We start from the raw sequence: 11,602 nt of genomic DNA on the forward strand, positions 1-11,602 counted from the left end.
CGATGGCGACGGCGGCCGCGGCGGCGATGCCCATGACGGTGAGGAACGGGATGCCGGCGAACGAGAGCCCGACGAGTGCGATCAGCACCGTCATGCCGGCGAAGACCACGGCGGAGCCGGCGGTGCCCGTCGCGCGGGCAGCGGACTCCTCGGGCTCCACCCCCGCGCGCACCTGATCCTGATGGCGCGCGACGATGAAGAGGGCGTAGTCGATGCCGACCGCGAGCCCGAGCATGATCGCCAGCATGGGGGCCGTCGACGAGATCAGGGTGAAGGCCGTCGCCGCGTAGATGAGGGCGATCGCCAGACCCACGCCGATGAGGGCGCTCACCAGCGGGAACCAGGCCACGGCGAGGGAGCGGAACGTCACGATGAGGACGAACAACGCGAGGAGCACGCCGACCGCCTCGATGATCGACAGCGTCGGGATGGACGTGCCGAACAGGTCGCCGCCGAGGGCGACCTGGGCCCCGGCGGGGAGTTCGTCGCGCACGTCTGCGGAGATGCCGCGGAGGGCCTGCGTGGTCTCCTCGCTGACGTCGATGGCCTGGCCGTCGAACTGCAGGCGCACGATCGCGGCACGTTCATCGTCCGAGACGAGCCCCGAGACCATGTCGTCGAACGGGTCGGTGACCGCCAGCACGCCGTCGAGGTCGGTGAATGCGGCGACGGTGTCGGCGATGGCGCCCGTATAGGGCTCCTCGGTCACGACGTCGCCGTCATCGGCGACGATGACGATCTGGGCACTCGTGCCGCTGGCCTGGGGGAAGGTGCGCTCCAGGAGCTGGATGCCTTCCTGCGCTTCGGTTCCCGGGATCGAGAAGGCGTTGTCGGTGCCCTTCATGAAGGCCAGGGCACCGCCGCCCGCGAGGCTCAGCAGCAGCACCCATGCGACGAGCACGCGCCAGGGGTGACGGTACGACCAGCGGCCTAGGGAGAACAGGAGAGTGGACACGGCGTCCTTCGATCGGTCTTCGGTTTGGATACAGCACTGTATCGGATACGTAGGTGTATCGTAATTCGCGCCGGCCCCGCCGGGCTGGGTGATTCATGTGAAGGAGGTGGCGCGATGGCGGATCCGCGCCCGCTCACGCGCAGTCGAGAGAACACCCGCGGCCGCCTGCTGGACGCCGCGCTGGAGGTGTTCGCCGAGGTCGGGCTCGATGGCGCCTCCGTCGAGAAGGTGTGCGAGCGCGCCGGCTTCACCCGGGGCGCCTTCTACTCGAACTTCGCCTCCAAGGGCGAGCTGTTCCTCGCCCTCATCGCTCGGGTCGCCGAGGCGAAGATCGAGGAGGCTGAGACGCGCGTGCGCGGCCTCGACGCCGACAGCGTCTCGACCGACCCGGCCGATCTGCTGCGTCGCCTGGTCGGGCTGTCGGTGGGTCCCGGCATCGATCCCGCGTTCAGCAGTGAGATCCGCGCGCAGGCGCTGCGGGATCCGCAGATGGCGAAGGCGTACCTCGCCTGGCAGGACGGCATGATCGCCCGCATCTCGCAGATCGTCTCGCGGCTGGTCGACGCCTACGGCTTCCGTCTGCGGCTGCCCGCCGACGAGGTGGCGCGGCTATTCGTGCAGGTCGCGGACGACACCTCCGTGCGCGCCGCGCTGCAGGGCCTGAGCGAGGAGCGCGCCGGCGAGCTGCTCAACGCCCGCGCCGAGCGACTGGCCGCGGCGCTCGTGGACCCGCCGGTCAGCTGACCGAATCCAGCACGGCGTAGCAGCGCGCGATCCGGTCGAGCCACCACGCCCGGCGGTCTGCCGGCGCCTCGCGGGCGGCGAGTGCTGCGGCATCCGCCTGCACGCGTCCCACCGGGAGTGCCCCGCCCAGGGGTGCGAGCGCCGGGGTGGCGATATCGTCGACGAACAGCGCTGAGGTGCCGAGGCCGCAGTCGAAGTCCAATGTCGGCAGAGCGGCCGCCAGGGCGACCCCCATCGACAGGCCGATCGAGGTGTCGAGGGCACTGGAGACGACGGCGGGGAGCCCTGCCTCGGCGACGAGCTGCAGCGCGCGGTGGACGCCGCCCAGCGGCTGGGCCTTGACCACGAGGATGTCCGCGGCGCCCGCGCGGGCGACCGCCAGCGGGTCGGCGGCTTTGCGGACGCTCTCGTCCGCGGCCACCGGGATGTCCATGTACCGGATGCGCGCCCGCAGCTCGGCCATCTCCGGGATGCTCGCGCACGGCTGCTCGACGTACTCGAGGTCGAATTCGGCGAGGGCGTGCAGGGCGTGCTCGGCCTCGTCGACGTTCCAGGCGCCGTTGGCGTCGATGCGCACGCGGCCCTCGGGCCCCATCGCTGCGCGCACGGCGCGGACGCGGGCGACGTCGTCGGCCAGCACCTGGCCGCGCTCGGCCACCTTCACCTTGGCCGTGCGGCATCCGTCGAAGCGGGCGAGCACGTCGCCGACCCGGTCGGCCTCGACGGCGGGAACGGTGGCGTTGACGAGCACGCGGTCGCGCAGCGGCTGCGGCGCCTCGTTCCAGCCGAAGTCGATCGCGCCGGCCAGCCAGGCGGAGGCCTCCGCATCGTCGTACTCGAGGAAGGGGGAGAACTCCGTCCAGCCGGCGGGGCCGCGCAGCAGCATCGCCTCGCGCGTGTCCACGCCGCGGAACCGGGTGGAGAGGGGGAGGGACACGACGACGGCGTCGCGGATCAGTTCGTCGAGCGGAGGGAGCGAGGGCACACCCCCATCCTGGCCCGCCGGCGCGCGGGCCGCGCGGGTCCCGCGCCGTGCATACCCGGCGCCGGTGCGTCCGATGGCCGGTCCGAACTCCTCAAGAACCGGGTGCCGGGTGCCCGCGGGGCCGTATTGCCGCCGCCGTGCGCGTTTGTTGAGGAGTTGGCGCGGGCGCGCCCCGCTGCACGGCCGCGGCGCGACGCTGGCCATCAATGTGCCATTGACGATAGTGTGTGTCACACAGTACAGTGTGATCCATGAGCGAGACCGAGGCCCTCGACACCCACCTGCAGGAGCTGCGGCGCGGCACGACGGTGCTGGCGTGCCTGCGGCTGCTGCAGGAGCCGGGTTACGGCTACGGGCTGCTCGAGGAGCTCAGCCGGCGCGGCTTCGACACCGACGCCAACACCCTGTACCCCCTGCTGCGCCGACTGGAGAAGCAGGGACACCTCACGAGCGAGTGGAACACCGACGAGGCCCGGCCCCGCAAGTTCTACCGCACGAGCGAGGCCGGGCAGCGCCTGGCCCGTGCCCTCACCGACGACTTCACGGCGATCGCCGACGCGATCGCCGGGCTCCCCGAGGAGTAATGACATGACAGTGCAGTCCACCTTCACCGATCGTTACGTCGACGCAGCGACGCGCTCCGTCCCGGAGAAGCAGCGCCCCGATCTGGCCGCCGAGCTGCGCGCCTCGATCGAGGACCAGGTCGATGCCCGTGCGGCATCGGGCCAGCCTCCCGCCGACGCGGAGCGGGCCGTGCTGAGCGAGCTCGGCGACCCCGAGAAGCTCGCCGCCGGGTACACCGACCGCCCGCTGTACCTGATCGGTCCGCGACTGTATCTGGACTGGCTCCGGGTGCTGAAGCTGCTGCTGTGGATCGTGTTGCCGTTGGCCGCGATCGGCTTCGCCATCGGCGCGGTGGTGGCCGGCGGCGACCCCGCCGAGATGATCGGCGCGGTCATCGGCAGCGTCATCGGAGGCACTCTGTCCGTCGGGATTAACGTGGCGTTCTGGGTCACCCTCGCCTTCGCCATCGCCGACCGCGCGCTCGGCGGCAAGAGCACGCCATTCACTCCCTGGACGGTCGACCAGCTGCGCGAGGTCCGTCCCGCCGGACAGGGCCTGGGCGACCTCATCGCCTCGCTCGTCTTCGTCGCCATCGCCGCGGGCGCGGTGATCTGGGACCAGGTCAGGGGTGTGGTGTACCTGCAGGATCAGTGGATGCCCGCGCTCGACCCTCGGCTGTGGCCCTGGGGGATCGCGGCGCTGCTCGTGCTGCTCGCCGCGGAGGCGGCCTTGGCCATCGCCGTGTACGTGCGCGGGCGGTGGACGTGGCCGTTCGTCGTCGCGAACGCGGTGGTCGCGCTGGCCGTCGCGGTGCCTGCGCTCGTCCTGCTCGGGAGCGGGATGCTGGTCAATCCGGCGTTCTTCCCCGGCGGCTTCCCTGCCCTGTCGGAGCAGGCCGCGTCGATCTCGGCGGCCGCGCTGGGAATCGTCATCGTCGGTGTGGCCGCGTGGGACATCATCGACGCCGCACTGAAGGCGCGCCGCGCGCGCTGAGGCACGTGACTGGCCAGAAAGGCACGGACATGCGATCGATCACAGGCGATGACTACACCGGCCGCTACGTTGCGGCCGCGACCGCGGCGGTACGGCCCGCCGAGCGTGTCGACTACGCCGCCGAGCTTCGCGCGTCGATACGCGACCAGATCGACGGCCGCGTGGCACAGGGGGAGGATCCGGCGGCGGCCGAGGTCGCCGTGCTGAACGGCCTGGGTGACCCCGCCGTGCTCGCCGCCGGATACGCCGACCGGCCGCTGTATCTCATCGGCCCGCGCTGGTACCCGACGTGGCGTCGCATCCTGCGGATCGTGCTGTGGAGCGCGCTGCCGCCGGTGGCGTTCGGTGTCGTCGTGGCCATGGTCCTGGCGGACAGGTCGCCGTGGGGGATCATCGGGCCGACCATCGGCATCACGCTCAGCGTCGGGGCAGTGATCTTCACCGGCATGACGATCGTCTACACCGCGCTGGAGCGGACGGGTGAGCCCGTCGGAACGTGGACCGTCGACCAGCTGCCGGGCGGAGAGATGGATGCCGGCACCCGGCTGGGTCCGGTCGAGTTGACCCTTCACCTCGTCGCCGTCGTCTTCGCGATCGTGGGGCTCCTGGCTGTCACCGTGCCGTGGCCCGTCGACGGTGCCGGACACCTGTCGGTGCTCGATGCCGCGCTGTGGCCGGGGAGCCTGATCGTCGGCATCCTGCTGGTCCTCGTCGGGGCCGCCGTCACCCTGCGGGCGCGGGCGACCGGCCTGTGGGGAGTAGGAAGCGCGACGGCGATCGCGGTACTCGCGCTGGTCTGGGCTGCTCCCGTCGTGGGGCTCGCAGTGACCGGTCGACTGTTCGATCCGGGCTTCGTGGCCCACCTCGACATCGACGGCGATGCCCAGCTGGTGATCACCCTGCTGGTCGTGGTCGGCACGCTCGCAATCACGGGGTGGAGCGCTTTCGCCGCCTTCCGGCGCGCGCTGAGGACGACCGGGGCGGATGCCGACCCCCGCGGCATCCACCCGTCCTAAGCTGAGCCGCATGCCTCTTCTCGACACGCCGGTACGTCTCGGCATCCAGCTGCAGCCCCAGCACGCGCCGTACCCCGCTTTCCGCGAAGCCGTCATGCGGCTGGAGGAGATGGGGGTGGACATCCTGTTCAACTGGGACCACTTCTTCCCGCTCTCGGGCGACCCCGAGGGTCTGCACTTCGAGGGGTGGACGATGCTGGCCGCCTGGGCCGAGCAGACGGAGCGCGTCGAGTTCGGGGCGCTGGTCAACTGCAACAGCTACCGCAACCCCGACCTGCAGGCCGACATGGCCCGCACGATCGACCACATCTCGGCCAAGGGCGGGACGGGCCGGTTCATCTTCGGCACCGGTGCCGGCTGGTTCGAGCGCGACTACGACGAGTACGGGTACGAGTTCGGCACGCCGGGCTCGCGCCTGCGCGACCTCGAGCAGGGGCTCGCGCGCATCGAGAAGCGGTGGGAGAAGCTCAACCCGGCGCCCACGCGCCGCATCCCCGTCATGATCGGCGGTCAGGGCGAGCAGAAGACGCTGCGCCTGGTCGCCCGCCACGCCGACATCTGGCACAGCTTCGTGGGGCCCGACAACCTGCCCCACAAGCTCTCGGTGATCGAGAAGTGGGCCGAGGTCGAACAGCGCCCGACGGATGGGCTGATCATCTCGAACGAGCTCAAGGGCCGCGACGAGGAGGTCGCCGACGCCCTCTACGACAGCGGCGTGCGCCTGTACACGCTCGGGTTCCAGGGACCGGACTGGGACTACGCGCTCGTCGAGCGGTGGCTGCGCTGGCGCGACGGCAAGAACGCCTGACCCTCGCGGCACCCCACGGCGCCCGGGAATAGGCTGGAGCCATGGTTTCCGACCTCTTCGACCCTGCCGAGTGGGTGCTCGCGCCCGGCGCCGATGCCTACACCGACATCACCGCGCACGTCTCCACCGACGGCCGCATCGCGCGCATCGCGTTCGATCGGCCCGAGGTGCGCAACGCCTTCCGCCCGCACACGGTCGACGAGCTCTACCGGGCGCTCGACATCGCGCGGCAGGACTCGCGCATCGGCGTGGTGCTGCTCACCGGCAACGGGCCCAGCGCCAAGGACGGCGGCTGGGCGTTCTGCTCCGGCGGCGACCAGCGCATCCGGGGTCGCGACGGCTACAAGTACGAGGGCGACCAGGCGCAGGTCCCCGACCCGGCGCGCTCCGGGCGCCTGCACATCCTGGAGGTGCAGCGACTCATCCGCTTCATGCCGAAGGTCGTCATCGCCGTGATCCCGGGGTGGGCCGCCGGCGGCGGCCACTCCCTGCACGTCGTGTGCGACCTGTCGATCGCCTCCCGCGAGCACGGCCGGTTCAAGCAGACGGATGCCGACGTGGGCTCGTTCGACGCCGGCTACGGATCGGCGTACATGGCGCGCCAGGTGGGCCAGAAGATCGCGCGCGAGGTCTTCTTCCTCGCCGAGGAGTACTCCGCCGACCGCGCGTACGAGATGGGGGCGGTGAACCGGGTGGTGCCGCACGCCGAGCTCGAGCGCGAGGCGATCGCGCTGGCCCGCACCATTCTGACGAAGTCCCCGACGGCGATCCGCATGCTGAAGTTCGCGTTCAACGCCGTCGACGATGGCCTGGTCGGCCAGCAGGTGTTCGCGGGCGAGGCGACACGGCTCGCCTACGGCACCGACGAGGCGGTCGAGGGCCGCGACTCGTTCCTCGAGAAGCGCGACCCGGACTGGTCGCCGTACCCCTGGCACTACTGAGGCGACGATGGAACTGCAGGCGGTGGACGGCGCCGACGCGCGCGACGTGATGCGGGCGCTGCGGGCCGCCATCCACGGCGCAGGTCCCGCGCTGGGGCTCGGCATGGTCGACCCCGCCGCGCGGGACGTGCCCGCCGGCACCGCGGTCGTGGTGACCACCTCGGGCTCCACCGGCATCCCGAAGTCGGTCGTGCTCAGCCGCAGCGCACTCATCGCGGGGGCGCTGGCGACCGCCGCCCGCATCGGCGAGGGCTCGTGGCTGCTGGCGCTGCCGGCGTCGTACGTCGCGGGGCTGCAGGTTCTCGTGCGGGCCATCGTCTCGGACCGCGAGCCCGCCCTGCTGTCGGGGGCGTTCACGCCGCAGGCCTTCGCGGCCGCCTCGCTCATGATGACCTCGACCCGCCACGGCGAGCGGGTGCCCACCTTCACGTCGCTCGTGCCCGCTCAGCTGCAGAAGCTGCTGGATGCCGCGGAGCACGACACCGTGGTGGCGTCGGCACTGCGCTCGTACGAGGCCATCCTCGTGGGCGGTCAGGCGCTGCCCGCCGCGGTGCTCGAGCGCGCGCAGTCGGCCGGCGCCCGGATCGTGCGCACCTACGGCTCCACCGAGACCAGCGGCGGGTGCGTCTACGACGGGCGGCCGCTCGACGGGGTTTCGCTTCGCATCGTCGACGGCGAGGTGCAGATCACCGGACCGACGCTCGCGGACGGCTACCTCGACGACCCCGAGCGCACCGCTGCGACCTTCCCCGTGGATGACGACGGCACCCGCTGGTATCGCACCGGCGACGCCGGCGTGCTGAGCGACGGCGTGCTGCAGGTGCGCGGGCGCCTGGACAACGTGATCGTCTCGGGCGGCATCAACGTGTCGCTGGACCGCGTCGAGCAGATCGTGCGGGGGATCCCGGGGTTCGCCGGCGCGGTGGTCGTCGGCGTTCCCGACGAGCGGTGGGGCGAGGCTTCGGTCATCGTCTGCCCACGCGGCGACGTGCTGCGCCGCAGCGACGCCGATCACCTGGTCTCGGCGCGCGATGCGGTGGCGGCGGAGATCGGCGCGCACGCACGGCCGGCGCGGCTGGTGCTCGTGGACGAGCTGTCGACGCTTCCGAGCGGCAAGCCCGATCGTGAGGCGATTCGCCGGGCCGTCGCCGACGACGCCCCGCCCCCGGGCGAGGCACCGGGCCGACGCGGCCTAAACTGACTGCTCGTGGCAGCACCCTCGCGTAAGAAGCGTTCATCGTCGGCAGCAGGCCGAAAGGCTCGCGGCAACCCGCAGAAGCCCAAAGCCTCGGGCTCGCCCGTCGTCCCCTCCCGCGCCACGGTCGGCGACTGGATCGGCGCCGCGCGGCTGCGCACCCTGCCGCTGGCCGTCTCGCCGGTGCTGATCGGCACCGGCGCCGCCCTCGTGGTCGACCGCGAGCTGCACTGGGTGATCGCGCTGGCGTGCCTCGTCGTGGCGGTGTCGCTGCAGATCGGCGTCAACTACGCCAACGACTACAGCGACGGCATCCGGGGCACCGACGACCACCGGGTCGGCCCCGCCCGCCTCACCGCCTCGCGCAAGGCCCGCCCGCGCACGGTGCTGACCGTCGCGCTGGCGTTCTTCGGCATCGCCGCGCTCGCGGGCCTCGCCATCGTCATCCGCACCCAGGAGTGGTGGATGCTGGCAGCCGGCGCCGCCTGCATCGTCGCGGCCTGGTTCTACACCGGCGGCAAGCGGCCCTACGGATACGCGGGACTGGGGGAGCTCTTCGTCTTCGTCTTCTTCGGCCTGGTGGCCACCGCCGGCACGGCCTACGCGCAGGTGGGCGTGGTGCCGCAGGAGGCGTGGTTCGGCGCAGTGGCAGCGGGACTGCTGGCCTGCGCGGTGCTGCTGGCGAACAACCTGCGCGACATCGACCAGGATCGCGCGGCCGGCAAGCGCACCCTGACGGTGCGGATCGGCAAGCGCGCCACTCAGGCGCTGTTCACGCTGTTCCTGCTGGTGCCGTTCGGCATCTCGGCGTACCTCGCCCTGTTCTTCCCCATCGCGTGGCTGACGCTGCTGGCGCTGATCCCGGCGGCCGCGGCGATCCTGATCGTCTGGACGTACCGCGCGCCGCGCGAGCTCGTGGTGGCGCTGGGGGTGACGTCCCTGACGTCGCTGGTCTACGGGGCGCTGCTGCTCTGGGCGTTCGCCGCCTGAGTCAGCGCGGTCTGAGTCAGCGCAGCGGTGCGTCGTCGCCGAGGGTGTCGGCTGCGGCATCCTCGGCGTCGGCATCCTGCTGCTCGGTCGTGCGCCGCTGCCGCCGCGCGGCCAGGTCGGATGTGACCTCGTCCAGCGGCGCCCGCAGGAACAGCAGCGACAGGCTGAGCCCGATGAGGGCCGCGAAGATCGCCGACAGCCAGTAGTACTCCCGCATGATCGGGAAGAGCATCATGATGCCCAGCGGCACCAGGAACGCCAGCAGACGCAGCACCGAGTAGACGATCGCGGAGCGTGCTTTCACCATTCCATCCTACGGTCCGCTGAGTGTCGGCTCCGGTTCGGTCACGGTCGGCGCTTGTCCAGGTGAGCACGCCTAGGATGAGAGCGTGGCGCGTATCCTGCTCATCGTTGCGCTGCTGTTGGCCGTCTTCTGGGTCTACAGCGTCGTCGACTGTGCCGTGCAAGATCCCCGCCGCCACCGCGGCGTGAGCAAGCCCATGTGGCTGCTGATCACGATCGCGCTGCCGGTGCTCGGCGGCATCCTCTGGTTCGCCGTCGGCCGCACCAAGCGCGCCGACATCCCGCGCCCGAAGGCGCCGGACGACGACCCCGAGTTCCTCGGGCGCATCGGCGACATCCGTGACACGGACGAGCGCATCCGCCGCATCGAAGAGGAGCTCAAGGCCCTCGACGCCGATGACGACGACCCGCGGTGGAACAACCCGCCGCAGCCTCCCCAGCCCCCGCGCCCCTCCGACGCATGACCACGGCGGAGCAGGCTCCGGCGACGGATGCCGCCTCGGCGCTGCTGGGCCGGCTCGTCGAGCGCGGCGTGCGCGATTTCGTGCTGAGCCCGGGATCCCGGTCGCAGGCCCTTGCCCTGGTGGCCGCGGAGCTCGAGACACGCGGCCTCGTGCGCCTGCACGTGCGCATAGACGAGCGGGTCGCCGGGTTCACGGCGCTGGGCCTGGCCCGTGAGTCGGGGGTGCCCGCCGCCGTCATCTGCACGTCGGGAACGGCCGCCGCCAATCTGCTGCCGGCAGCCCTCGAGGCCCACCATGCGGGCGTGCCCCTGCTGCTGCTGACCGCGGACCGGCCGCCCGAGCTGCGTGGCGTCGGCGCGAATCAGACCACCCGTCAGCCCGGCATGTTCGCCGTGAGCGCGCGGCGCGAGTACGACCTGCCCGTGCCCGATGAGATCGACCGCGACGGCGACGCGGACCAGACCGTCATGCTGCGGGACGTCGCCGACGACGCGTACGCCGCGAGCCTCGGGTGGGGAAGCCTTCCGAGCGGTCCGGTGCACCTGAACGTGCCCTGCCGGGAGCCGTTGGGCGGCGCGCTGCCCACCTGGCTGCTGGGCGAGGCCGCACCGGCCGGGGGCGCGGGCGACGGCGACGCTGCTGCCGATGGGCGCGACGCGGCCGACGAGCGTCACGCCGAGGATGACGGCGAGGTGTCGGGTGCGCTCTACCAGGGTGGTGGCGGCATCGGTCTGTCCGACCTCCCCGCCGGCGGAGACGAAGAGCCGGTGACACTTCACCAGGGACCGCGCACGGTCGTCGTGGCCGGAGCGGATGCCGGTGCGGCAGCAGAGGACCTCGCCCACCGCGGGTCGTGGCCGCTCATCGCCGAGATCGTCAGCGGCGCCCGGTTCGGTCGCAACCTCGTCCACGGGTACCGCGCGCTGCTGCGCGAGCCGGCGCTCGGTGGACGCGTGCAGCGCGCCGTGGTCTTCGGCCACCCCACGCTCAGCCGCGAGGTCGTCGCCCTCCTGTCGCGGCCCGACGTCGAGGTCATCGCGGTCCGCGGGCCGGGGGAGCCACTGAATCTCAACGGCACGACGACGGCGGTCGGCGGCATCGACGTCGCTCCCGGCGACGCGGACCGCGAATGGCTGGGGGAGTGGATGCTGGCCTCTCGAGCGGCAGCGGTCGATCTGGCTCCCGCCGCGCCCGACGCGGACGGGCTGGCGTCGGCGGAACCGGCGCAGCGCCTCGGCGCGATCGCCGCCGAGCTGCAGGCCATTCGCGCGCCGCTGGACCGTGAGGCCCTCGTCGACGCAGTGTGGCGGGCGACGTGGCCGCACGACCGGCTGATGTTCGGGTCGTCTCGCCTGGTGCGCGTGGCCGATGCCGTGCTGCCGGGCAAGAAGGTGACCGTCCACGCCAACCGGGGACTCGCCGGGATCGACGGCACGGTCGCCACCGCGACGGGCATCGCGCTGGCCTCGCAGGCCGGCGGCGCCCCCGGCGTCACGAGACTGCTGCTGGGTGACCTTGCCTTCCTCCACGATGTGGGCGCGCTGCTGCTGCCCCCGCACGAGCACGAGCCGCGCATTCAGGTGATCGTCGGCAACGACGGCGGCGGCACGATCTTCGACGGTCTCGAGGTCGCGGCTGTGGCGG

The 11,602-nt window shown here is 72.0% G+C and carries 13 protein-coding genes; 10 read left to right on the forward strand and 3 right to left on the reverse strand.

The features are described from left to right. The coding region (locus NQ160_RS10735) for an MMPL family transporter (protein ID WP_257515233.1) at positions 1 to 955 on the reverse strand (955 nt) is incomplete at its 3' end. Positions 956 to 1,069: 114 nt separating this feature from the next. Between NQ160_RS10735 and NQ160_RS10740 the strand changes: the two genes are divergently transcribed. After that, positions 1,070 to 1,699 carry a TetR/AcrR family transcriptional regulator gene (locus NQ160_RS10740; RefSeq protein ID WP_257515234.1) on the forward strand — a complete coding sequence of 210 codons (630 nt, stop codon included), beginning with the start codon at positions 1,070 to 1,072 and terminating at the stop codon, positions 1,697 to 1,699. Here NQ160_RS10740 and NQ160_RS10745 read toward each other — a convergent pair. After that, positions 1,692 to 2,684: an o-succinylbenzoate synthase gene (locus NQ160_RS10745; protein ID WP_257515235.1), complete on the reverse strand. Its 993-nt coding sequence runs from the start codon at positions 2,682 to 2,684 to the stop codon at positions 1,692 to 1,694. The two genes, NQ160_RS10740 and NQ160_RS10745, sit on opposite strands and share 8 nt — an antisense overlap. Before the next feature lie 251 nt (positions 2,685 to 2,935). Between NQ160_RS10745 and NQ160_RS10750 the strand changes: the two genes are divergently transcribed. Genes NQ160_RS10750 through NQ160_RS10780 form a run of 7 tightly spaced genes read left to right on the forward strand, consistent with a single transcriptional unit; the run spans position 2,936 to position 9,191 of the window. Then, positions 2,936 to 3,268 (forward strand): PadR family transcriptional regulator, encoded by a 333-nt coding sequence (locus NQ160_RS10750; RefSeq protein WP_257515236.1) that lies wholly within the window; start codon positions 2,936 to 2,938, stop codon positions 3,266 to 3,268. A 4-nt stretch (positions 3,269 to 3,272) separates the two neighbouring features. Beyond that, positions 3,273 to 4,241 (forward strand): permease prefix domain 1-containing protein, encoded by a 969-nt coding sequence (locus tag NQ160_RS10755; protein ID WP_257515237.1) that lies wholly within the window; start codon positions 3,273 to 3,275, stop codon positions 4,239 to 4,241. A gap of 29 nt (positions 4,242 to 4,270) precedes the next feature. Further along, positions 4,271 to 5,257: a hypothetical protein gene (locus tag NQ160_RS10760; RefSeq protein WP_257515238.1), complete on the forward strand. Its 987-nt coding sequence runs from the start codon at positions 4,271 to 4,273 to the stop codon at positions 5,255 to 5,257. Positions 5,258 to 5,267: 10 nt separating this feature from the next. Then, entirely contained in the window at positions 5,268 to 6,065 is a 798-nt protein-coding gene (locus tag NQ160_RS10765) for an LLM class F420-dependent oxidoreductase (RefSeq protein WP_257515239.1), read from the forward strand. Between the two features lie 41 nt (positions 6,066 to 6,106). Beyond that, the gene (locus NQ160_RS10770; protein WP_257515240.1) at positions 6,107 to 7,006 is read left to right on the forward strand and encodes a 1,4-dihydroxy-2-naphthoyl-CoA synthase; all 900 of its coding nucleotides are present in this window, start codon (positions 6,107 to 6,109) and stop codon (positions 7,004 to 7,006) included. 7 nt (positions 7,007 to 7,013) lie between these two features. Continuing rightward, positions 7,014 to 8,207 carry an AMP-binding protein gene (locus NQ160_RS10775; RefSeq protein WP_257515241.1) on the forward strand — a complete coding sequence of 398 codons (1,194 nt, stop codon included), beginning with the start codon at positions 7,014 to 7,016 and terminating at the stop codon, positions 8,205 to 8,207. Positions 8,208 to 8,213: 6 nt separating this feature from the next. Continuing rightward, positions 8,214 to 9,191: a 1,4-dihydroxy-2-naphthoate polyprenyltransferase gene (locus tag NQ160_RS10780; protein ID WP_257515242.1), complete on the forward strand. Its 978-nt coding sequence runs from the start codon at positions 8,214 to 8,216 to the stop codon at positions 9,189 to 9,191. Between the two features lie 16 nt (positions 9,192 to 9,207). Here NQ160_RS10780 and NQ160_RS10785 read toward each other — a convergent pair whose 3' ends face one another. Next, entirely contained in the window at positions 9,208 to 9,495 is a 288-nt protein-coding gene (locus NQ160_RS10785; RefSeq protein WP_257515243.1) for a DUF4229 domain-containing protein, read from the reverse strand. 85 nt (positions 9,496 to 9,580) lie between these two features. On the opposite strand from NQ160_RS10785, the gene NQ160_RS10790 reads away from it, so the two are divergent. Together NQ160_RS10790 and menD are read left to right on the forward strand one after the other, a co-directional pair. Then, on the forward strand, positions 9,581 to 9,958 hold the full coding sequence (locus tag NQ160_RS10790) for a PLD nuclease N-terminal domain-containing protein (RefSeq protein WP_257515244.1): 378 nt from the start codon (positions 9,581 to 9,583) through the stop codon (positions 9,956 to 9,958). Next, positions 9,955 to 11,602 (forward strand): 2-succinyl-5-enolpyruvyl-6-hydroxy-3-cyclohexene-1-carboxylic-acid synthase (menD, locus tag NQ160_RS10795; protein ID WP_257515245.1); only part of this gene is annotated, 1,648 nt, incomplete at its 3' end. The genes NQ160_RS10790 and menD, both read left to right, overlap by 4 nt.

It is taken from the genome of Microbacterium sp. zg.Y909 (genome assembly GCF_024626565.1).